Here is a 21,224-nt window from a genome sequence, read left to right as displayed (position 1 = left end):
ACCCAATCTGAAATTGGGTGTTGGAAAGGCGTTCACCAAATCGAAACGACACTGGATTCCTTTGTGTTGTCCCGGACTAATGACCGCTTAATAGGCTGATCTCGCAGAGTCTGAACGCTCCGCTCAAGGTCCGAATTGGGCTGCAATTCGATCTGTGCGAAGCATCTGGAAAAACGTCGAAGATCAGGCACAGCCGATAGTGTTAAGTTGGCAGCTTCGACAAAGCTATTAGTTTGCACCTAACAGATACGTGAGAATTCTGTATTGGATCTAAGAAAGCTTTGCCCTCCTCACAGTCTCAATTCAATACTGAGGCACTTGACGTTGTTGTCGGAGATTTAGTTGCGATTTAGCGTGGGCATCGCTGTGTCAATTCTGGTGGCTGTGTCCATCGGGGTGTCGACGTTTATCGTCCACTCCCTGTGGTGGACAACAGCGCGACACAATAGCCGTATGCTCGCAGCTGAAATTAACGGCCAGATTGCAAACACAGTCCGCATCGAGGTGGGCGCGACCCTAAGTTCAGCCGAAGCCGCTTGGGCAGCTGTTCGCACTATCTTTGTTCAGAACGTCATTGCAACGCGGCAGGCGGATAAGCGAGAGTTTGTTTTTCTATCGCAATTGCAGGCACAGCCAAATATCTCGTGGATTTTCTTCGGCTGGCCAGATGGGAATTTTTTCGCATCGCATCGCTTGGGTGACGGCGGGCTCGAGATGATTGAAATCGACGAAAGTATCCGGAACCGAATGCTACGGAAAGACCGCTACATCTTCATTCCCGGTGACATCCAGTTTGAAGAGCGGACCTTTACTGAAACATCCTATGATCCGCGCGAACATGCCTGGTTTGAGAACTTTATGGGCCTCAACTCAGCCGGGTGGATCGAAGCACGTAACCTTCCGGATAGTAACAAAACCATTTACGCCTTTGCCGGTCCAATAGACGTCAACCGAAGGCGGCAAGGGGTTCTGGCCGTTGCGATCGAAACGGATCGTTTGTCTCGCTTTCTTGCCACGCTCGCGCCCGGCGAATTCGGTGCTGCCTTTATCCTGAACGCCGATGGAAAAGTTATTGCTGTACCTGATGCTAAAGCAGATGAGATTACTCCTGCGCGCATGGGCGAGGGCGAACTCTATGAAGTCGCCATGATCTCAGGCGAGAAGCTGTTGGCTGACCCCCAAACGAATGCTCCAGGCACTTTGACGAAACGTATCGTCATCGACGGAGTGCCTTATGTGGTGGCACTTACCCCACTGGGGTTTTACGGCTGGCGCGTTGCGACAGTCATACCTGAAGCGGCCTTTCTTTCGGGCATTGATGAAACGCTGATTAACCTGATTTACGTTTTTATCGTTGTAGTGGTTGTTGCAAGCGGACTTGCGATCTGGCTGATCCGCAGAATTGTAGCAAATCCGTTGGCGCTCATTGCCGAAGACCTTGGTAAAATTGAGCGCTTTGACGTTGAACGGATTGCGCGTAGGCCCTCCAAACTGTCTGAGCTTGAAAATCTTTCTGCGGCAACCGCAAGTATGGCTGCAGGTCTGTCAGCGTTCCGAAAATACGTGCCCACCGATCTGGTGCGCATGCTGGTTGCTGAGGGTATCAAGACGCAGCCAGGTGGAGACATGAAACAGATTTCGGTGCTGTTTTGCGATGTCACGGGTTTTACGGGAATGTCTGAAAAACTCGGTCCCAAAATCGTCCAATTGATGGAACCTTTCTTTAGCGCGGCCTCTACGGCCATCATTCAAAACGGTGGGACAATCGATAAATTCATTGGCGATGCTGTGATGGCGTTTTGGGGAGCGCCGCGCAAAGATACCAACCATGCTATAAATGCTTGCCGAGCAGCCTTGGAACTAGTCAATGCCGTAGACGCGTCCGGAATTGAAGATGAGGCTGGCAACCCTTTGCGCGTAAAGATCGGGCTGAACAGTGGCGATGCTCTGGTGGGAAATATCGGTTCAAAAGAACGGTTGAATTACACCGCAATTGGCGATGTCGTGAACGTTGCCAGCCGATTGGAAGGGGCCAACAAGGACTATGGCACGCTGATCCTGATCGGGCCGGAAACGAAACGCCAGGCGGCCGATTCGATAGTTGTCCGCGAGCTTGACACGCTAACCGTGTCTGGACGCACCGAAGAATTGGTGGTCTATGAACTGATCGCCATGAAGGATGGGTCCGCCGAATCTCTTGCTTGGATCAAGCTCTACGAACAAGGCCTTGCACACTATAGGGCAGGGCGGTTCAAGCAGGCAGTTGCCGCATTCGAGGCCGCAGACCAGGCGCGAAACGAGGATCCCGCCTCAACCGCAATGAAGATCCGCACCCAAAGCCTATTGAACAAGCCACCAACGGATCATTGGCGTGCCGCTGCAAGAACCAAAAAAAGCAGTTGATTACATCTGATCAAGTTTGGGCGCTTAGGCTTAGGACTCATAGCCAATAGATGATCAAAGCGGCGAAAGCGATTGCCGAGAGGAAGATTTTGGGGCACCTGTCGTACCGTGTCGCCACACGGCGCCAGTACTTCTATCTGCCAAACACGATCTCAACTCGATTGCAGCGTTTGTATCGGCGATTGTCGTATCGGACAGCGTCTTGCGCCGTTTGCGGCCTGGGATGCACGCGCGTATCCCTTTGTCTTTCGACACTTCTACGATCCAATCGGCATCATATCCGCGGTCACCCAACAACCATTCGACATTCGGTAGACTGCTGATCAATGACCTCGCACCAATGTAGTCACTGACCTGACCCTACGGCGAGTGCAGCTATTGCGGCGCTTAATCCATTAGGTTGGCTGGTAACGGGAGATTGTAGGAAGGAGCTCTCAGAACCGAAAACTGTTCCCGAACTCAAGTTCACAGGTGTGGTGGATGCTCCGCAAAAAGAATTGAACTGGATCAGCTCGACCTGAAAGAATGTGAGTTTGGGCATGTCGTAGACCCGATCTATCGCGTAACACATCAAAAGCAGCTTTTTCGAAGGGTGATAACTTGGACAAACTGTCAGTCATGCAAGCTTTTCGCCGTATCGTTGAACGCGGTAGTTTTGCCCGTGCGGCGGAAGATCTTTGTGTTTCTCCCGCGCTTCTCAGCAGAGAAATCAAGCTTCTGGAAGAAAGTCTAGGAACCGTTCTTCTCACCAGAACGACCCGATCCATGTCACTGACTGACACCGGCAGTCTCTACTACCAAGATGCAATTGGAATACTCGACGCGGTCGAGAAAACGGAGCAAGCCATCAGGGATGGTTCAAAAGCAGTGCGCGGGCATCTTCGGGTGAATGCATCAAGTTCTTTCGGCCAGACCGTTATCGCACCGATGCTTCCAGAGTTCTTGGAAACCTATCCAGATCTGCGTTTTACGCTTTCGATGGACGACAAGGTGATCGATATGGTCGAGGGCGGGTTCGATCTATCGATACGTATCCGTGCTGCCATGCCGGATTCGGCACTTGTTGCCCGACGGATCGGCGTGATGCGGCAAAGAATATTTGGGTCTCCAGACTATTTGGAGCGATGTGGGACGCCGACCCAGCCGGCGGATCTGAAAACCCACGCAATCATCGGCTTTTTGCTAGCTGATCATTTGACGAGCTGGAAACTCTCGACCGCCGAAGGTGTCACAACATTAGAGCTTGATCCGCGTGTGCGCGTCGGCAACAGCCTCGTTTTGCGGGATCTGCTGATAGCGGGGCAAGGTATCGGAACTCTGCCCGAGTTCGTCTCTGATGCTCCCGAAGCCAGCGGGGCCTTGGTGCGAGTTCTTCCTGACCACGAGCTGCCTGCGCCGGAAGTATTCGCCGTTACAGCATCTCGCTTGGGAATGGATGCAAAGGTCACAGCCTTTCTTGATCATCTGCGCCTGGCTCTCAGGTCGTGACATTGTTCAATACATGTAAAGAGTGATGTCAAAGGGCGCGCCTTAATTGGCGGCGCAACAAATTCCATTCTCTCAGGGAACAAGTTGCAGCCCTGAGAGGTATCCTATGTCACGTATTCTCGTTCTCTACTATTCAAGCTATGGCCACGTCCGCACATTGGCCAATGCCGAAGCTGAAGGCGCCAGAAGTGTTCCCGGCACTGAAGTTGACGTTCGACGTGTGCCCGAAACCGTCCCTGAAGAGGTCCGTCAGCAGGCTGGCTATGTCGTAGATGATACACCTGCCGCCTTGCCGACAGATCTGGAAAACTATGATGCAATCATCATTGGAACACCGACCCGATTTGGCATGATGGCTGGCCAAATGAAGTCCTTCCTTGACCAGGCGGGAGGGCTTTGGGCAAGGAATGCACTGGTTGGTAAGGACGGAGCGGTCTTTGCATCAACAGGTTCGCAACATGGCGGGCTCGAGGCCACCCTTCTGACAACGCAAGTTCCTCTTCAACACTTTGGGATGCTGATTGCCGGAATGCCCTACACATTTGCTGGCCAGACTACATCAGAAGATATCATTGGCGGCGCACCATATGGTGCCGGAACGATCGCCGGTGCTGATGGTGCCCGCACACCTACCGAAATTGACCTGGCCGGAGCGCGGTTCCAGGGCGCTCATGTTGCAAGGATTGCAGCGTGCCTCGTTGGATCAAACCTACAAGCGGAAGCAGCGTAACCCGCGCGCCTCTGACGTCTCACTCAAATTCTCAAACGCCTCAGCCGGGAGACATACTATGTCACGTTCAACCGATATTCTTCTCACCTCACTCGCCCCAGCGGTATGGGGAAGCACTTATCTGGTAACTACCGAAGCGCTCCCGGCTGGCTATCCGATTACCCTGGCTGCGTTACGAGCTCTGCCTGCTGGCTTGTTGTTGCTTGCAGTGACGCGCTGCGTTCCACCACGCGAATGGCTTGGTCGAGTTTTCGTCTTAGGCAGCCTCAATTTCGCTCTGTTCTGGGTGCTCCTCTTCGTTGCTGCGTATAGGTTACCCGGTGGTGTGGCCGCCACCCTAGGATCGTTGCAAGCGATGATCGTGATTTTGATGGCGTGGGGATGGCTGGGAACCCCAATCCGACTTGGTGCGCTCGGCGCCGCCGCGACTGGCGCAATGGGTGTTTCCCTGCTGCTGATCGGACCTGAAGCACAACTTGATTGGATCGGTATAGCAGCGGGTTTGGGAGGAGCCGCGTCAATGGCTGCTGGCACTGTTCTCAGCCGGAAATGGCAACCTCCGGTTTCGGCGCTGAGTTTCACAGCGTGGCAATTAACAGCCGGTGGTTTGATACTGCTGCCAGTCGCACTGTTCCTTGAGCCGCCTTTATCTGCGCTCAGCGCGACAAATGTCGCCGGGCTTATTTGGCTTGGGTTGATCGGTGCTGCAGCAACCTATGCTCTTTGGTTTCGTGGCATAGCGCGCCTGGAACCCAGTGCAGTTTCGATGCTCGGCATGATGAGTCCTGTAACAGCTGTCGTGCTCGGCTGGGTTTACTTGGGACAAACGCTTAGCCTCACTCAGTCTATAGGAGCAGCCATAGTTATCGGCTCTGTTGTGGTCGGCCAGAGCGTGAGTCGAAGGGACAACTTGGGTTTGAGAAAATGGAAACCAGCAACAGCTGGATCTGTTTGATGGGTTTGAGTCGCAAACAATGGGCCCGATCACGCAAGTGGGCGAGGAATGGCTCAGCGCCTCGCTCACCCTACATCGAGCGCCCCTGCAAACCGGCCCCCAAGGAGCGGTATCTGACGCGCCGGGAGATTTCACAGCTCTTGGCGGTCGACTGCGGCTAGGGTTAGGGCTGTGTTATAACTCACATAGGATCGGGTCGATTTTGAACGTCGTCAGATCAATCTCCGCACTGGTGACGGACAGAGGAAGGGCAGGGCCATCGTCCCCATGACCAGGAGCCTTTATGCTGCGCTTTTGAACGCCCTGAAGGCTGCATTATCTGGCTATGTCGTGGAGTGGGCCGGCGGATCGGGAAAGTCAATCAAGAAAGGCTTCAAGGCGGCCGCAATCGTGGCAGGCCTACCTGACGTGTCGCCGCACGTCCAGCGGCACACGGAAGCTGTTCATATGGCTGAAGCAAGTATCTCGATGGAGGAGATCGCACAGTTTCTAGGCCATTCAGATTCCCGGATCACCGCGTCCGCCTACGTGCGCTACAGCCCTGAACACTTGCGTAAGGCTGCCAGTGCGTTGGAGTTCGACTAACGCTCAGATTCAACGAACCTCGGAGTCACTGTCTCAAAAACAACAAAGGCGCCCTCGGGCGCCTTGTTTTATTGGTCGGAGTGAGAGGATTCGAACCTCCGACCCCTGCCTCCCGAAGACAGTGCTCTACCAGGCTGAGCTACACTCCGACCGTGGCGCGTGATCTATACCTCGTCATATCGATGTGCAAGAGGGATTTTGGGCGTACACACATATGTCGTCGCTGGATTCGAGGGGTGGTTTTAACCCTTCGCCTGATCCGCGAATTCGCTGAGTCACTGCAACGGATCGGTTCGATACAGTCGGATTTTTGTTCCGCCGTGATCAACGATTGGGCCGGGGGGAAGCATTGGCAATCGCGTTGCGCGGGCAAGTCCGGGTGTGGTGGTGATGATGCCCACACGCCATCGCTGGAAACGACTGGATAATACCTTGCCTAAACTGCCATAGAGCGACCGCAGGCGCTTTTCATCACCGATGCGTGCCCCATAGGGCGGATTGACGATGACCAGCCCAGCTGGGCCTTCTGGCGGCTTGATATCACTGACCGAACAGTGCTGAAATCGGGTGGCATGATCCACTTGTGCCTGTCGGGCGTTCGAGCGTGAAGCCTCAATCGCGCCTGTATTGCGATCTGAGCCAAAGAATCTCAGCTCTGTTTCGGGTTGACCGATACGAGTGCGCATTTTTTGCCAGACATCTGGATCGAAGCTTGCCAAATCTTGGAATGCGAACTGACGTGAGCGGCCTGGGGGCAGACCAAGTGCAATTTCAGCCGCTTCGATAACGAATGTTCCAGAGCCACACATCGGGTCCAGAACCGGTTCAGACCCGTCAAACCCACACTCACGCAGGAACATCGCGGCCATTGTTTCCCGCATCGGGGCCTTGGCGACTGCAGGCTTATGACCGCGCTTGTGCAAGAGCTCGCCGGATGTGTCGACGGAGATCGTGCATATGTCTTTTTCGATTCGTAGCAGCACGCGGACTTTGCCATCGAGTGAGATTGAGGTGCCGAGCCCCTCGGATATGGCTTGTTCGATGCGCTGTCGCGCCGCTCCTGCATGATAGATACGAGATTTACGGCAGGTTGCTTCGACCTTCACGGGAATGTCTGGCCTGAGATAACTCGCCCACGGGAATTTTCGGGCGCGCTTGTCCAATTGCGCCAAATGCACGGCGGGGAAACTGCCCAGTCGCACCAGAACCTTGTTGGCACCGCGCAATTCCAGATTGGCGCGCCAGACTTCCGGCCAATCGCCACGGCACACGACACCACCTGGAACGATCCTGGCGCTCGAGAATCCGCGCTCGATGGCCTCGGCACACAAAGGCGTTTCGAGCCCTGGAGTGGCAATCAGAAAAATCTCGAATTTATCATTGTTGTCCATTGTGGTTGCTTACACCGGTTGATCAGCCTGTGCGACACGCAAATTAAATGGGCAAATTGTTCTGAACGACCGTAAGCTCAAAAGAATGTGACATTCCTTTTCGATTTTGGGCGGTAACAGGTTTGCGTTTGCACTCATCCCCGCGTAAAGGAGCCGTGATCGGAAATACGCCTGCGGATTCTGGTCGGATAATGGCGCTTTCGCGACCGGACAGACGGGAAATTTCGTGTTATTTCCTAGCATCATTGTAAGATGGCGCGCAGCAGGCGCAGGACAAAGGCTTGGAAGAACGTAGCAACATGCAAACTTTCAAACTAAAAAAAGGGTTGGATTTGCCGGTTGAAGGCGCGCCCGAACAGAAAATCCAGCCGGGGCCTGAATTCTCGTCGGTTGCCGTTCTGGGCAGTGATTATATCGGATTAAAGCCCAAGATGCTGGTGCAAGAGGGCGACGCGGTCCAGCGAGGAACGCCGTTGTTCTGCCACAAGGATGCGCCCGACGCGATGATGGTCGCGCCGCTGACCGGCAAGGTCGTGGCAATTAATCGCGGGGCGCGGCGTGTATTGCAGAGCGTGGTGATCGAGGTTTCGGATGCCAATGACGCCGGCATAGATTTCTCGGGCACCGGCGATGCCGAGACCGCCGAAGGTGTTACGGCCAAGCTATGCGCGGCCGGGCTGTGGACTTCTTTCCGGACACGTCCTTATTCAAAGATGCCCGAACCAGGCTCCAAGCCTACAGCAATCTTCGTGACAGCCATGGACAGCGATCCACTGGCAGGTGATGCGGCATTGGTTATTGCGGATGCGGGCGAGGCATTTGCGGCTGGTCTTGCAGCTGTCTCAAATCTGACCGATGGCAAAACGTATCTGTGCCAGCAAGAGGGGGCATCCATCCCCGGTTCCGATCTGCCAGGTATCGAAGCGGCTGCGTTTTCCGGCCCACACCCCTCGGGCCTTGCTGGAACTCATATTCACTTCCTTGAGCCGCTGGGAGCGGACAAGCAGGTTTGGACCATTGGCTACCAGGACGTGATCGCGATCGGCCGCCTGATGCAGACCGGTCATCTGGATTCAAACATCGTGATTGCTCTGTCTGGACCGGGCGCGCGCCAGCCGCGCCTGATCCGCACCGTGATGGGCGCGTCGACGGATGACCTGACCCGGGATGAAGTGAACGTCGACGGGATCGCGCGGATCATCTCGGGGTCGATCTTGTCGGGGCAGCATGCCGATGGTCCGACCGCCTATCTGGGCCGTTTTGCGCGCCAGATCAGCATTATTCGCGAAGATCATGATCAGCACACACTGGGCTGGATTCTTCCTATGCCTTCGAAATATGCGGTACAGCCTGTTTTGGGATCGGCTTTTGCCAAGAAACTCTATTCATTCACGTCAAACCTGAACGGTGGTCGCCGCGCGATGGTGCCGACGGGTGTATTTGAAGAGCTTATGCCCCAGGATTATCTGCCGACGCAATTGCTGCGGGCGCTATTGGTGATGGACACCGACACCGCGCAGGCGCTGGGTGCACTGGAACTGGACGAAGAAGACCTGGGCCTTGTGGGCTTTGCCTGCCCTGCGAAATATGAATATGGGCTGGCGCTGCGCGACTGCCTCACCAAGATTGAAAAGGAGGGCTGATCCACATGGGTTTGCGCAGCTTCTTCGATCGGATCGAGCCGAACTTTACCAAGGGCGGCAAGTACGAAAAATATTTCCCCATCTACGAGATGGTGGAAAGTTTTATCTACACTCCGAAAACCGTCACGACCGTCGCGCCGCATGCGCGCTCTTACGTGGATATGAAGCGGATCATGACCTACGTCGTGATTGCTACGATCCCCGCAATCCTCTGGGGGATGTATAACACCGGCTATCAGGCAAACTCGGCCATCGCCACGCTAGGACCGGATTCGGCAACAGGATGGCGGATTGCGATCCTGCAGATGTTCGGTATCTCGCTGAACCCTGACAGCATTTTCGCCAATGTGGTGCATGGATTGATGTATTTCCTTCCGATCTACATCACCACACTGGTTGCGGGCGGTATTTTTGAGGTCATCTTCGCCACTGTGCGCGGCCATGAGGTCAACGAGGGTTTTCTAGTTACCTCTATGCTTTACACCCTGATTATGCCTGCGACTGCGCCATTGTGGCAGGTCGCGTTAGGCATCATTTTCGGTGTCGTGATCGGTAAGGAAGTATTTGGCGGTACGGGCAAGAACTTCCTTAACCCAGCGTTGGTCGGGCGTGCTTTCCTATATTTCGCCTATCCCGCGCAAATGTCGGGGGATTCAGTCTGGACCCCGGTGGACGGATTTTCCGGTGCGACTGCATTGGGCATCTCCGCTGCTGAAGGCGTTCAGGCACTGGCGGCCGACGGGATCACCTGGGCCAATGCGTTCTTCGGGCAAATTCAGGGTAGCTTTGGAGAGACATCGACGCTGGCTTGCATGATCGGCCTGGCCTTCCTGCTGACGACCAAGATTGCCAATTATCGCCTGATTGTGGGCTGTCTTGCGGGCACCATAGGCTTCACGCTTCTGCTGAATCTGATCGGATCGGACACAAATCCGATGTTCGCGATGCCTTGGTACTGGCATATCGTTCTTGGGGGCTACGCCTTTGGTCTGGCGTTCATGGTAACTGAGCCCGTTTCGGCCAGCCACACCAATATGGGCCGCTACATCTATGGCGCGCTGATTGGTATCATGGTTGTGATGATCCGCGTCATTAACCCAGCTTTCCCAGAAGGTATGATGCTGGCAATCTTGTTCGGAAACGTTTTTGCGCCGCTGATCGACTATTTCGTCGTCCAGGCAAACATCAAACGGAGGGCGCGTCGCCATGTCTGATACGCAATCCAATGAACCCAAGGGAGCGATTGCCAAGTTTCTGGCTGCTTCGCCAGATTCGGTTGGCAAGACTATCTTTGTTGCCGTTGCCGTCTGCCTTGTAGCCTCGATGGTCGTGTCTGCTGCTGCGGTCAGCCTGCGCCCTGTGCAGGAAATCAACCGTTTGAAGGATAAGCAAGTCAACGTTCTGCAAGTTGCCGGCATCTACGAACCAGGCATTGATGTGACCGAGGCATTCGCTGCCTTTGAGCCGCATGTACTGGAATTGTCTACAGGTGAATTCGTTGACGATCAGTTCGACGCGACCACCTTCGATGATATCGCTGCTGCCAGCGATCCAGAACTGAGCGTCGCTTTGAACGATGACCCGGCTGGGATCGGGCGCAAGTCCAAGTACCGCGTGATCTATCTGCTGCGTGATGATGCTGGGGCGCTCGACAAGGTAATCCTGCCGCTTCACGGTTATGGCCTGTGGTCTACGCTTTATGGTTTCATCGCGCTGGAAAACAACGGCAACGATATCTACGGCCTGCAGTTCTATCAGCACGGTGAGACACCGGGCCTTGGCGCCGAAGTGGACAATCCTCGCTGGAAGGCGCTGTGGAATGGCAAAAAGCTGCGCGATGATGCAGGCGATCTGCAAATCACCGTCGCCAAGTCGCAACCCGCAGCAGGTCCTGATTTCTATGTCGATGCGCTGGCAGGCGCCACGCTGACTTCGGTTGGTGTCGACAACCTGGTGAAATTCTGGATGGGCGACGCGGGCTACGCTCCGTTCCTGGCCAAACTGCAAGCAGGAGAGCTTTGATGTCTCAGACCAAGAAAGAGATGCTGGTCGACCCGCTTGTCGACAACAACCCGATCACGCTGCAGGTGCTGGGCATCTGTTCGGCGCTGGCGGTGACCTCGTCGCTGCAGGTGTCGATGGTGATGGCGCTGGCGGTGATCTTTGTAACCTCGTTCTCGTCGTTCTTCATCTCATGCCTACGCAACCAGATCCCCGGTTCAATCCGGATTATTGTGCAGATGGTGATCATCGCCTCGCTGGTGATCCTGGTGGACCAGATCCTCAAGGCCTATGCGTTTGAAATATCAAAAACCCTGTCGGTCTTTGTGGGCCTGATCATCACCAACTGTATCGTGATGGGCCGGGCCGAAGCGTTTGCCATGAAAAACCCTCCGGTCGCGTCTTTCATCGACGGTATGGGCAACGGAATGGGCTATGGACTGATCCTGCTGCTGGTCGGTTTCATTCGTGAGCTGTTTGGCGCCGGGTCACTGTTCGGCGTCACTATTCTGGAAACCGTCAACAACGGCGGCTGGTATGTGCCCAACGGCATGCTGCTGCTGCCGCCGTCGGCTTTCTTCATCATCGGTCTGATCATCTGGGCCTTCCGCACATGGAAGCCGAACCAGGTGGAAGAGCGTGAATACAAAATCCAGCAGGTAGAGGCCCACTGATGGAAGGTCTGATTTCACTGGCCGTAAAGGCCATCTTTGTCGAAAACCTTGCGCTCAGCTTCTTTCTGGGGATGTGTACCTTCATCGCTGTTTCGAAGAAGATTTCAACTGCGCTGGGTCTGGGCATCTCGGTCATGGTGGTGCAGGCCATCACCGTGCCGGCGAATAATCTGCTGCTGAACTATCTGCTGAAACCAGGTGCTCTGGCTTGGGCAGGTTTCCCGGATGTGGACCTGACGTTCCTTGGACTGATCTCGTATATCGGCGTGATCGCAGCGATGGTTCAGATCCTAGAGATGGTGCTGGATAAGTATTTCCCCCCACTCTACAACGCGCTGGGGATTTTCCTGCCGCTGATCACAGTGAACTGCGCCATTTTGGGTGGTTCACTGTTCATGGTGGAACGTGACTACAATTTTGCCGAAGCGGCGACTTACGGTCTGTCCTCTGGCTTTGGCTGGGCTCTGGCGATTACCGCGATGGCGGGTGTTCGGGAAAAGCTGAAGTATTCGGACATTCCCGATGGTCTGCAAGGCCTGGGCATCACTTTCATCACCGCTGGACTGATGGCGATGGCCTTCATGTCCTTCTCGGGCGTGAAACTGTAAGGAGGGCGGAATGGAAACCTTTGGCTTAGGTGTAGCCCTTTTCACCGTTATCGTTCTTGGTTTGGTTGCCATCATCATGGCGGCGCGGTCCAAGCTGGTTTCAACCGGTAACGTGAACATCACCATCAATGGTGAGAAAACAATCTCGGTTCCGGCGGGTGGCAAGCTGCTGCAGACGCTTGCGGCAGAGAAGCTATTCGTACCCTCCGCTTGTGGTGGTGGTGGCACCTGCGCGCAATGTCGCGTGCGCGTGCATTCCGGCGGTGGCTCGATCCTGCCGACCGAGGAAAGCCATATCACCAAGCGCGAGGCGTCTTGTGGTGACCGGCTATCCTGTCAGGTTGCAGTCAAGCAGGATATGGACATCGAAGTTCCCGAAGAGGTCTTCGGCGTCAAGAAATGGGAATGCACAGTTCGCTCGAACGAGAATGTGGCGACCTTTATCAAAGCCCTGACGCTGGACCTCCCGGAAGGTGAGGATGTGAATTTCCGCGCTGGTGGTTACATCCAAATCGAAGCGCCTGCACACCAACTCGCCTATACGGATTTCGACGTAGAAGAAGAATATCGCGAGGATTGGGATCGCTTCAATCTATGGCAGTACAAATCCGTCGTCGCCGAACCGATCGAACGCGCCTATTCCATGGCAAACTATCCGGATGAAAAAGGCATGATCATGCTGAACGTCCGCGTGGCTTCGCCCCCTCCTGGGTCCGAAGGTATCCCTCCGGGTCAGATGTCGTCGTATATTTTCAACCTGAAACCGGGCGACAAGGTCACAATCTCAGGTCCCTTTGGTGAGTTCTTTGCTCGCGAGACAGAAAAAGAGATGGTCTTCATCGGTGGTGGTGCTGGTATGGCCCCAATGCGCAGCCATATCTTTGACCAGCTCAAACGCCTTGAAAACCGCAACCGCAAGATCAGCTTCTGGTATGGAGCGCGGTCGAAGAAAGAGATGTTCTTTGTCGAAGATTTCGACACGCTAGCCAAGGAATTCGACAATTTCGAATGGCACGTTGCGTTGTCGGACGCCCAGCCCGAGGATGACTGGAAAGGCTACACTGGCTTTATCCACAACGTTTTGTTCGAGGAATATCTGAAGAACCACCCCGCACCCGAGGATTGCGAATACTACATGTGTGGTCCGCCAATCATGAACCAGTCGGTCATCAACATGCTGCTGGATCTGGGCGTGGACCGCGAAGACATCATGCTCGACGATTTCGGCGGATAAACAGAATCGGTCGGTTCCAACCCTTGGGACCGACCATTTTCATTTTGGGGCTGATGTTGGGCAGGCTGCCAATATCAACGTCTGCATTTGGCGAATTCCGCTTCATACTTTGCCGCATTGGGCAGCAGGTCTTATGTTAACCGGATGGATCAAAAGGCTTATCGCATCTCAAACACCGCCTGATCAGACGGTGAATCTGCATTCATTGGCGCCTACAGAAAAATTCTACGCAATCGGAGACATTCATGGGAGGTTGGATCTTTTACAACGGCTCCTGCCTGCGCTGGATAACGACTGTCCGGTGGTGTTTGTAGGCGACTATGTTGACCGGGGCGGATACAGCGCGCAGGTGTTGCGTCAGCTACATCACCTCGACACGAACCCCGAAACGCGGGCGATCTGCCTGAAAGGCAATCACGAAGATATGCTGCTTGGGTTTTTGTCCGATCCAACACGGATGGCGCGTGTCTGGCTGTATAATGGCGGTGCTCAGACTTTGGCTTCGTTTGGGCTTGCGGATATTGACCGGTCCAACCCGCAAGCCGTTGCCGAACAACTGCAGCAAGCGATGGGACAACCGCTTCTGGACTGGTTACAAGATCGGCCGCTGACCTGGACGAGCGGGAATGTAACGGTTGTTCATGCCGCGCTTGACCCTTCGCAGCCGGTCGATCGGCAACAGGACAGAACTTGCCTTTGGGGGCATCCTCATTTCCGCAAGAAACGCCGGAAAGACGAGCAATGGGTGGTGCATGGCCATACCATCGTCGACGAAGCTCGGGTCGAGCATGATGTCATTTCGATTGATACAGGTGCGTTCATCACCGATCAGTTGACGGCTGCGGAAATCTCGCCTGGTTCTGTCCGATTTATCTCGACAGCGCACACCGGAATCGCGCGCGCATCAGCGTAAGTCGCTAGCCGACGATCATTTGCTTCATTCTAAGTGCTTCATATTCCAGTTCTTTCAAGCGGAAATGAACCACATCGCCAATGGTGATCACCCCGCGCAGATTCCCATCACTCAATACCGGCATATGCCGGAACCGGCCCTCGGTCATGGTTTTCAACACGTCGTTCAGATAATCTTCGGGGCTGCAGGTTTTGACCTCGGTCGTCATAAGATCAGCCACGGATTGGGGTAGGGTCTGGCCGGGCGTTTCCGCCATACGGCGCACGATATCACGTTCGGAAAGGATACCCTGCAGGGCACCATTCTGATCTGTCACAACAACAGCCCCGATGCGTTTTTCGCGCAAGATATCCACGACCGAGTGAATCGTGTCGTTGGGCCGCACCGAAAAAACGGCATCCCCTTTACCTTCCATCAGTTTCGCAACCGTTGTCTGGGTATGCGACAGATTGGTCTCGACTGATTGACTGCGGGTTGTCGCCGCGGCCTTGTCGCCGCGTGTCGGAGGCTGGTAAGAGCTTGGGGCCATGGGCGGTCTCCTCTTTCACCGGTATTGTCCTTACAACCTACCTTACCGCAGGGACCGGCCCTGTATAGGGTGCAATTTCGAAAACCGGCGTAACTTGGCCACTTCAAAAGGAAATTGCTTGTGAGCAACCTGTATCTGACGCCACCAGTCGCCGCGCTGATATTCTTTATCGTGGTGGTCTGCGGCCATAATTTTCGCATGGCTTGGAAACAGCAACCGGAAGGTTGGCAAAAGCGCGCTTGGCTGTTTGGCGTCCCGGCAGCAATCGGGCTTTTTGCATTGGCGTTTTTGCCGCTCAAGATTTGATGTCGGTTTGACTCTGAACAGGCTCACTGGCATATGCCGGGCAAGAACACTCCCGGGAGATTGCACCATGCGCCCACTGATTGCACTGGCCTCACTTTTGATTGTTTCGGCCTGTTTGTTTGGCAAAGAACCGGATGTGGTGCGCCTGTCTGGCGAGACGATGGGAACCACGTTCAATGTCACCGCAATCGGCGATGATTTAGACGAAGCAGCGCTGGGGCAAGCGGTTCAGGAGACCTTGGCGCAGGTCAATGCCAAGATGTCCAACTGGGACCCGAATTCCGAGGTCTCGACCTTCTCGGCCTCAGGCAGCACGGACCCCATGCAAGTGTCAGACGAATTTGCCTTCGTCATCGAGGCCGCAAATGAGGTTCACGAGAAATCCGGTGGTACGTTTGATGTTACCCTTGGTCCGCTGATCGAATTGTGGGGGTTTGGACCGCGAAAACCTGAAGACCCAATTCCGGCAGATGACGAGATCGCGACAGCTCTTGGGCAAGTGGGACAAGCGCGGTTGTTAGACTTGGATCGCGGAGCGGGCACTTTGGCCAAGTCAGAGGCAGGAGTCGGGATCAACCTGTCTGCGATCGCCAAAGGCTATGGCATCGATGCGGTTGCCGCACAGCTGCGCGAGGCCGGGATCGAGAACTATATGGTCGAGATCGGTGGTGATCTGGTGACCATGGGCGAGAATGACAAAGGCGAAAGCTGGCGCATCGGGATCGAACAACCCGAGACTGGCGCGCAATCAATCCAGTTGATCGTGCCGCTCGACAATCTGGGAATGGCGACCTCGGGTGATTACAAGAACTTCTTCGAACAGGACGGGGTGCGCTATTCGCATATCATTGACCCGACGACGGGCCGCCCGATTACTCATCGCACCACTTCAGTTACTGTTTTAGCAGACAACGCCATGATGGCGGATGCGTGGGCAACGGCGATGCTAGCATTGGGTCTGGAAAAGGGTCTGGAACTGGCCGAAGAGCATAAACTTGCCGTGTTCTTCATCTCTCGGGATGTGACAAGCGGAGAAGAAGCCTATATCACCGTACAAAGCAGCGCCTTCAAGGCTGCGCTGGGGACCAACTGACCGGTAGGAACCGCTATGAGCACCTTTATTCTAGCCTTTTTCCTGTTGCTGATCGTCATGGTTGGCATGGCGCTGGGTGTGATGTTGATGGGCAAAACCATCAAAGGCAGCTGCGGTGGCCTGAACGCGATCTCGGGTGCCGATAAATGTGTGGTCTGTCAAAAGGATATCGATCCCGACAGCCCTCTGCGCGACCAGTTGCAGTGCAAGCGTGCGAAAAAGATGCTGCAACAGATGGAAGGCTAGGATAACCCTCTTGGCATGAACAAAGCCAAGAACGTCCTCTTCATCATGTTCGACCAATTGCGCTGGGATTACCTCAGCTGCTACGGACATCCACATCTGCATACGCCAAATATTGACCGTCTCGCCTCGATGGGTATGCGGTTCACACGGGCCTACATCCAGTCACCGATCTGCGGCAGTTCCCGTATGTCGACCTATACCGGCCGCTATGTGCATTCGCACGGCGCGTCATGGAATGGAATCCCGCTGAAAGTTGGTGAGGTCACCATGGGCGATCACTTGCGCAAGGCAGGGATGGATTGCTGGTTGGTTGGCAAGACTCATATGCGCGCAGACGCCGAGGGCATGGCTCGTTTGGGGCTTGAGCCCGACAGCCTGATCGGGGCACGCGTCGCTGAATGCGGGTTTGATGTCTTTGAGCGCGATGATGGGATGCGCCCCGAAGGGCCGGATGGGTTTTATGACCCGGATGGCGCCAAAAGGTATAACGAGTATCTGAAAGACAAAGGCTATGAGAGTGACAACCCCTGGCACGACTTCGCCAATTCGGGGCTGGATGAAGAGGGCAATGTACTTTCAGGTTGGTTCCTGAAGAATTCGTCAGAGGCCGCGAATATCGCCGAGGAAGACAGCGAAACGCCTTATCTCACCTCTCGCGGCATGGAGTTCATGGAAAACCATGAGGGGCCGTGGTGCTGCCACCTCAGCTACATCAAACCGCATTGGCCCTATATTGTGCCAGAACCCTACGCCTCGATGTATGGTCCCGAACACATTCTGCCTGTCATTCGGTCCGAAGCTGAACGGCAGAACGCTCATCCGGTGCTGAAAGCGTTCATGGAAACGAAAATCGGCCAGACCTTCTCGCGTCAGGATGTACGCGAGGCCGTGATCCCAGCCTATATGGGCCTGATCAAGCAGGCTGACGACCAAATGGGGCGGCTGTTTGACTGGATGGAACAGACCGGACGAATGCAGGACACGATGATCGTGCTGACCTCGGACCACGGGGATTTTCTGGGCGATCACTGGATGGGAGAGAAGACCTTCTTCCATGACGCCTCGACCAAAATGCCGCTGATCATCTATGATCCATCGCCCGAGGCTGATGCCACGCGCGGCACCACATGCGATGCATTGGTCGAATCCATCGATCTAGCGCCCACGTTTCTGGAGGTTGCAGGCGGTGAACCCGCAGGGCACATTTTGGAGGGGCATTCGTTGCTGCCCATCCTGCACGGTCAGGCCGAAAGCACTCCGCGCGATGTGGTGATTTGTGAGTACGACTACTCCGCATCCCCCATAGCGCAGGCACTGAACGCCTCGGTTCGGGATGCGGTCATGTTCATGGTTGCAAACGAGAAATGGAAGCTGATCCATTGTGAAGGGGGCTATCGCCCGCTTTTGTTTGATCTAGAGAATGATCCGAATGAGCTGACGGACCTGGGCGAAAGCGATGAGCATGCAGACATCATCGCCGAGATGTATGATCAGCTGTTCACCTGGACGCGGCGCCAGTCGCAGCGCACGACCCGGTCGGAAGAACAACTGCTAAACATGCGTGGATCAAGCCGAGGAACAGGCGTGGTGATCGGTATTTACGACGAAAACGAGATGCCGCTTGAGCTGACCGTTAAATACCGCAACCGCAAAGCGCGACCCTTTGGGGACTACAAGACAGATTAATTCTTCATTCGCGGCCCTAATGACGGTTCAACCTTGAGCGGGCAGGGGGTAGAAGACAGCAACGCCGCCTCAATCGGAGAGCTTTCATGACCGCCCCAAAGCCCGTTGTCCTTTGTATCCTTGATGGTTGGGGCCTATCTGACGACACCAAGGCCAATGCGCCTTATCTGGCAAATACGCCAACCTTTGATGCTCTCATGGCTGAAGGTCCTCATGCGCAACTGATAACGCACGGGCCGGATGTGGGTCTACCTAGTGGTCAGATGGGTAATTCCGAGGTTGGTCACACCAATATCGGGGCTGGGCGCGTGGTTGCGATGGATCTGGGGCAGATTGACCTAGCCATAGAAGACGGTTCTTTCTTTCACAATGAGGCGCTGCAGAGCTTCATCGCTAAGGTGAAAGCTGCAGGCGGGACAGCGCATCTGATGGGGCTGGTATCGGATGGGGGCGTGCACGGGCACCTGGATCACATCGTAGCTGCCGCCAAAGCGGCTACCGATGCGGGTGTGCCTGTGGCGCTACATGCGATCACCGACGGGCGCGATGTGGCCCCGAAATCGGCCTTTACCTACATCGCCGAACTCGAAGACCGGTTGCCCGATGGCGCAAAGGTCGTCACCGTCTGTGGGCGCTACTTTGCCATGGACCGCGATAATCGCTGGGAACGCGTTTCCGAGGCCTATGACGCAATAGTCAAAGGTCAGGGGCGCACCGTGGCCTCGGCCCAGGAGGCCGTCGACCATGCCTACGCCCAATCCGAAACCGACGAGTTTATCGCGCCCACGGTTCTTGCTGGTTATTCCGGTATTAAGGACGGTGACGGGTTCTTTTGCCTGAACTTCCGCGCCGACCGTGCCCGAGAAATCCTGCGGGCAATTGGGGAGCCCGGTTTTGCCGAGTTCGACTCCGGTCCGCGCCCGCAGTTGTCGGCGTTACTGGGCATGGTTGAGTATTCCGATGGCCATAACGATTATATGACGACCGTATTTCCCAAGCGGGATATCGTGAACACGCTGGGCGAATGGGTTGCTAAGCAAGGCCTGCGCCAGTTCCGGCTGGCCGAGACCGAGAAGTACCCTCATGTCACTTTCTTCCTGAACGGTGGCAAAGAGCAGCCTGAGGGTGGCGAGGATCGCTTCATGCCCAAATCGCCCAAAGTGGCGACATATGATTTGCAGCCCGAGATGTCCTCGGCCGAAGTGACAGAAAAGTTCGTCGAGGCGATCCACGGCGGATATGATCTGATCGTCACCAACTACGCCAATCCCGATATGGTTGGCCATACCGGTGATCTGAAAGCTGCGATCAAGGCCTGTGAGGCTGTTGATCAAGGTCTGGGGCAGGTGGTTGCAGCGCTGAAGCAGGTCGGGGGTGCGATGATCGTGACCGCAGATCATGGTAACTGCGAAATGATGGTCGATCCGGAGACGGGCGGTCCACATACGGCCCATACGCTGAACCCCGTGCCTGTTGTTCTGGTCGGCGGCCCCGAAGGTTCAAGCCTGCGCGATGGGCGCTTGGCCGATCTTGCTCCAACTTTGTTGCAGCTTATGGAATTGCCGAAACCCGTTGAAATGACAGGGGAAAGCTTGCTGACATGAGATTGCGCCCGATCGTTGCTGCAGCGCTGATTTGGGCCACCCCTGTCGTCGCCCAAACCAGCCCGTCAAAGGCGGCACTAGAAGCGGCCGAGATGCTGGAGCAAGCCTCGATCGCGTTGACTGAGGCCGAATCTGCCCGCGACCGGGTCAAAGCTCTGACCGAAACCATAAAAGCCTACGAGGCTGGTCTGAGCGCCATGCGCGACGGCCTGCGCCGCGCGGCCTTGCGCGAGGCGCAATTGACTGCAGAATTGCAGGTACAAGAGCAGGAGGTAGCGCAGCTGCTAGGTGTTCTCCAGACGATCGAAACCACCGCGCCTCCGGTACTTATGCTGCACCCGTCCGGCCCACTTGGGGCCGCGCGCACTGGTATGATGTTGTCCGAAGTCACGCCTGGGTTAAACGCGCAGGCTCAGGCGCTAGCAAACGAATTGCAAGAGGTACAGACACTGCGACAGCTTCAACAAAACGCTGCCAATACGCTGACCGAAGGGTTGGAGGGTGTTCAGGATGCCCGCACGCAGCTTAGTGAGGCGATAGCGGACCGGACCGATCTGCCGCGCCGTTTCGTAGAAGATCCTGTGCGTACAGCGATCCTGATATCTTCGACCGAAACGCTGGATGGGTTTGCCAGTGGGTTATCCGAGATCACCGATGGTGAGATTGAAGATACAAATGCAGATGTCTCGGGCCGGAAAGGTCAAATCGCGTTACCCGCACAAGGGGTCATGCTGCACCGGGCGGGCGAAACGGACGCAGCGGGGGTAACGCGCCCCGGGCTGGTGCTGGGCACGCGACCCCGCGCATTGGTCACCGCGCCAACGGCTGCCACGATCCGTTACCGCGGGCCCTTGCTGGATCTCGGGAATCTTGTGATCCTTGAACCCCAGCCCGGATTGCTATTCGTGTTCTCAGGTCTGCAAGAGGTATATGGTCTGACCGGGGAAGTGATACCCGAGGGTACTCCGGTAGGTTTGATGCCGGGTGAAACTCCGGAAATCGGCGCTATTATGTCAACAAGCGGTGATGGCACTGGAACTGACTGGTCAGAAACGCTCTATATAGAAGTAAGACAGGATAACAGCCCAGTGGACCCGGAATCATGGTTCCGGACGGACAAGGATGGATAAACGAG

At 55.4% G+C, this 21,224-nt stretch carries 20 protein-coding genes, 1 tRNA gene and 1 pseudogene; 18 read left to right on the top strand and 4 right to left on the bottom strand.

The window, feature by feature from the left end; all coding sequences use genetic code 11:
- The first annotated feature begins 342 nt into the window (after positions 1 to 342).
- The gene (locus tag ACR0MP_RS12850; RefSeq protein ID WP_480886602.1) at positions 343 to 2,403 is read left to right on the top strand and encodes an adenylate/guanylate cyclase domain-containing protein; all 2,061 of its coding nucleotides are present in this window, start codon (positions 343 to 345) and stop codon (positions 2,401 to 2,403) included.
- Positions 2,404 to 2,440: 37 nt separating this feature from the next.
- Here ACR0MP_RS12850 and ACR0MP_RS12845 read toward each other — a convergent pair.
- Positions 2,441 to 2,763, bottom strand: a pseudogene (locus tag ACR0MP_RS12845) (transposase); the annotation flags it as partial.
- A gap of 240 nt (positions 2,764 to 3,003) precedes the next feature.
- On the opposite strand from ACR0MP_RS12845, the gene ACR0MP_RS12840 reads away from it, so the two are divergent.
- The 4 genes from ACR0MP_RS12840 (at position 3,004) to ACR0MP_RS12825 (ending at position 6,161) form a co-directional block, all read left to right on the top strand.
- Positions 3,004 to 3,891 (top strand): LysR substrate-binding domain-containing protein, encoded by an 888-nt coding sequence (locus tag ACR0MP_RS12840; RefSeq protein WP_480893771.1) that lies wholly within the window; start codon positions 3,004 to 3,006, stop codon positions 3,889 to 3,891.
- A 106-nt stretch (positions 3,892 to 3,997) separates the two neighbouring features.
- On the top strand, positions 3,998 to 4,621 hold the full coding sequence (wrbA, locus tag ACR0MP_RS12835) for an NAD(P)H:quinone oxidoreductase (RefSeq protein ID WP_170407208.1): 624 nt from the start codon (positions 3,998 to 4,000) through the stop codon (positions 4,619 to 4,621).
- Positions 4,622 to 4,679: 58 nt separating this feature from the next.
- The gene (locus tag ACR0MP_RS12830; protein ID WP_170736100.1) at positions 4,680 to 5,576 is read left to right on the top strand and encodes a DMT family transporter; all 897 of its coding nucleotides are present in this window, start codon (positions 4,680 to 4,682) and stop codon (positions 5,574 to 5,576) included.
- Between the two features lie 216 nt (positions 5,577 to 5,792).
- On the top strand, positions 5,793 to 6,161 hold the full coding sequence (locus ACR0MP_RS12825; RefSeq protein ID WP_480886681.1) for a tyrosine-type recombinase/integrase: 369 nt from the start codon (positions 5,793 to 5,795) through the stop codon (positions 6,159 to 6,161).
- A 72-nt stretch (positions 6,162 to 6,233) separates the two neighbouring features.
- On the opposite strand, the gene ACR0MP_RS12820 is transcribed toward ACR0MP_RS12825, so the two are convergent.
- Both ACR0MP_RS12820 and ACR0MP_RS12815 read right to left on the bottom strand, forming a co-directional pair.
- A tRNA-Pro gene (locus ACR0MP_RS12820) sits at positions 6,234 to 6,310 on the bottom strand.
- Positions 6,311 to 6,436: 126 nt separating this feature from the next.
- Entirely contained in the window at positions 6,437 to 7,552 is a 1,116-nt protein-coding gene (locus tag ACR0MP_RS12815) for a THUMP domain-containing class I SAM-dependent RNA methyltransferase (protein WP_480760774.1), read from the bottom strand.
- Positions 7,553 to 7,851: 299 nt separating this feature from the next.
- Here ACR0MP_RS12815 and ACR0MP_RS12810 point away from each other — a divergent pair, with 299 nt between their 5' ends.
- The 7 genes from ACR0MP_RS12810 (at position 7,852) to ACR0MP_RS12780 (ending at position 14,625) form a co-directional block, all read left to right on the top strand.
- Positions 7,852 to 9,195, top strand: coding sequence for a Na(+)-translocating NADH-quinone reductase subunit A (locus ACR0MP_RS12810; protein ID WP_170407218.1), 1,344 nt, complete (start codon positions 7,852 to 7,854; stop codon positions 9,193 to 9,195).
- Between the two features lie 5 nt (positions 9,196 to 9,200).
- The gene (locus ACR0MP_RS12805) at positions 9,201 to 10,409 is read left to right on the top strand and encodes an NADH:ubiquinone reductase (Na(+)-transporting) subunit B (protein WP_170736084.1); all 1,209 of its coding nucleotides are present in this window, start codon (positions 9,201 to 9,203) and stop codon (positions 10,407 to 10,409) included.
- On the top strand, positions 10,402 to 11,217 hold the full coding sequence (locus tag ACR0MP_RS12800; protein WP_170732679.1) for a Na(+)-translocating NADH-quinone reductase subunit C: 816 nt from the start codon (positions 10,402 to 10,404) through the stop codon (positions 11,215 to 11,217). The genes ACR0MP_RS12805 and ACR0MP_RS12800 overlap by 8 nt, the downstream gene beginning before the upstream one ends.
- Positions 11,217 to 11,870 carry an NADH:ubiquinone reductase (Na(+)-transporting) subunit D gene (locus tag ACR0MP_RS12795; RefSeq protein ID WP_152460184.1) on the top strand — a complete coding sequence of 218 codons (654 nt, stop codon included), beginning with the start codon at positions 11,217 to 11,219 and terminating at the stop codon, positions 11,868 to 11,870. Before ACR0MP_RS12800 ends, ACR0MP_RS12795 begins: the two co-directional genes overlap by 1 nt.
- On the top strand, positions 11,870 to 12,478 hold the full coding sequence (nqrE, locus tag ACR0MP_RS12790) for an NADH:ubiquinone reductase (Na(+)-transporting) subunit E (RefSeq protein WP_050603817.1): 609 nt from the start codon (positions 11,870 to 11,872) through the stop codon (positions 12,476 to 12,478). Before ACR0MP_RS12795 ends, nqrE begins: the two co-directional genes overlap by 1 nt.
- Before the next feature lie 10 nt (positions 12,479 to 12,488).
- Positions 12,489 to 13,712, top strand: coding sequence for an NADH:ubiquinone reductase (Na(+)-transporting) subunit F (nqrF, locus tag ACR0MP_RS12785; protein ID WP_170393981.1), 1,224 nt, complete (start codon positions 12,489 to 12,491; stop codon positions 13,710 to 13,712).
- 133 nt (positions 13,713 to 13,845) lie between these two features.
- A complete protein-coding gene (locus tag ACR0MP_RS12780; protein ID WP_170407228.1) occupies positions 13,846 to 14,625 on the top strand; it encodes a metallophosphoesterase in 780 nt (259 codons plus the stop codon).
- A gap of 4 nt (positions 14,626 to 14,629) precedes the next feature.
- On the opposite strand, the gene ACR0MP_RS12775 is transcribed toward ACR0MP_RS12780, so the two are convergent.
- Positions 14,630 to 15,154, bottom strand: a complete 525-nt coding sequence (locus ACR0MP_RS12775) for a CBS domain-containing protein (protein WP_170393976.1) — start codon at positions 15,152 to 15,154, stop codon at positions 14,630 to 14,632.
- 120 nt (positions 15,155 to 15,274) lie between these two features.
- On the opposite strand from ACR0MP_RS12775, the gene ACR0MP_RS12770 reads away from it, so the two are divergent.
- From ACR0MP_RS12770 to ACR0MP_RS12745, 6 genes are all read left to right on the top strand, one after another.
- Positions 15,275 to 15,460 carry a hypothetical protein gene (locus tag ACR0MP_RS12770; protein WP_170407230.1) on the top strand — a complete coding sequence of 62 codons (186 nt, stop codon included), beginning with the start codon at positions 15,275 to 15,277 and terminating at the stop codon, positions 15,458 to 15,460.
- A 67-nt stretch (positions 15,461 to 15,527) separates the two neighbouring features.
- Entirely contained in the window at positions 15,528 to 16,553 is a 1,026-nt protein-coding gene (locus ACR0MP_RS12765) for an FAD:protein FMN transferase (protein ID WP_480886596.1), read from the top strand.
- Positions 16,554 to 16,568: 15 nt separating this feature from the next.
- Positions 16,569 to 16,799: a (Na+)-NQR maturation NqrM gene (gene nqrM / locus ACR0MP_RS12760; protein ID WP_170393970.1), complete on the top strand. Its 231-nt coding sequence runs from the start codon at positions 16,569 to 16,571 to the stop codon at positions 16,797 to 16,799.
- 15 nt (positions 16,800 to 16,814) lie between these two features.
- Positions 16,815 to 18,485 (top strand): sulfatase-like hydrolase/transferase, encoded by a 1,671-nt coding sequence (locus ACR0MP_RS12755; protein WP_480886594.1) that lies wholly within the window; start codon positions 16,815 to 16,817, stop codon positions 18,483 to 18,485.
- 86 nt (positions 18,486 to 18,571) lie between these two features.
- Entirely contained in the window at positions 18,572 to 20,089 is a 1,518-nt protein-coding gene (gene gpmI, locus ACR0MP_RS12750) for a 2,3-bisphosphoglycerate-independent phosphoglycerate mutase (protein ID WP_170736076.1), read from the top strand.
- Positions 20,086 to 21,219, top strand: coding sequence for a peptidase M23 (locus ACR0MP_RS12745; protein WP_170561994.1), 1,134 nt, complete (start codon positions 20,086 to 20,088; stop codon positions 21,217 to 21,219). Before gpmI ends, ACR0MP_RS12745 begins: the two co-directional genes overlap by 4 nt.
- Positions 21,220 to 21,224 lie beyond the last annotated feature (5 nt).

The sequence above is a fragment of the Ruegeria sp. K3 genome, from assembly GCF_056531845.1.
This window is presented reverse-complemented; position numbering and strand designations above follow the sequence as displayed.

Coding starts and splice junctions, on each gene's coding strand:
- wrbA (WP_170407208.1), top strand. CDS start 3,998: ATGTCACGTATTCTCGTTCTCTACTATTCAAGCTATGGCCACGTCCGC.
- ACR0MP_RS12830 (WP_170736100.1), top strand. CDS start 4,680: ATGTCACGTTCAACCGATATTCTTCTCACCTCACTCGCCCCAGCGGTA.
- ACR0MP_RS12815 (WP_480760774.1), bottom strand. CDS start 7,552: ATGGACAACAATGATAAATTCGAGATTTTTCTGATTGCCACTCCAGGG.
- ACR0MP_RS12810 (WP_170407218.1), top strand. CDS start 7,852: ATGCAAACTTTCAAACTAAAAAAAGGGTTGGATTTGCCGGTTGAAGGC.
- ACR0MP_RS12805 (WP_170736084.1), top strand. CDS start 9,201: ATGGGTTTGCGCAGCTTCTTCGATCGGATCGAGCCGAACTTTACCAAG.
- ACR0MP_RS12800 (WP_170732679.1), top strand. CDS start 10,402: ATGTCTGATACGCAATCCAATGAACCCAAGGGAGCGATTGCCAAGTTT.
- ACR0MP_RS12795 (WP_152460184.1), top strand. CDS start 11,217: ATGTCTCAGACCAAGAAAGAGATGCTGGTCGACCCGCTTGTCGACAAC.
- nqrE (WP_050603817.1), top strand. CDS start 11,870: ATGGAAGGTCTGATTTCACTGGCCGTAAAGGCCATCTTTGTCGAAAAC.
- nqrF (WP_170393981.1), top strand. CDS start 12,489: ATGGAAACCTTTGGCTTAGGTGTAGCCCTTTTCACCGTTATCGTTCTT.
- ACR0MP_RS12780 (WP_170407228.1), top strand. CDS start 13,846: ATGTTAACCGGATGGATCAAAAGGCTTATCGCATCTCAAACACCGCCT.
- ACR0MP_RS12775 (WP_170393976.1), bottom strand. CDS start 15,154: ATGGCCCCAAGCTCTTACCAGCCTCCGACACGCGGCGACAAGGCCGCG.
- ACR0MP_RS12765 (WP_480886596.1), top strand. CDS start 15,528: ATGCGCCCACTGATTGCACTGGCCTCACTTTTGATTGTTTCGGCCTGT.
- nqrM (WP_170393970.1), top strand. CDS start 16,569: ATGAGCACCTTTATTCTAGCCTTTTTCCTGTTGCTGATCGTCATGGTT.
- ACR0MP_RS12755 (WP_480886594.1), top strand. CDS start 16,815: ATGAACAAAGCCAAGAACGTCCTCTTCATCATGTTCGACCAATTGCGC.
- gpmI (WP_170736076.1), top strand. CDS start 18,572: ATGACCGCCCCAAAGCCCGTTGTCCTTTGTATCCTTGATGGTTGGGGC.
- ACR0MP_RS12745 (WP_170561994.1), top strand. CDS start 20,086: ATGAGATTGCGCCCGATCGTTGCTGCAGCGCTGATTTGGGCCACCCCT.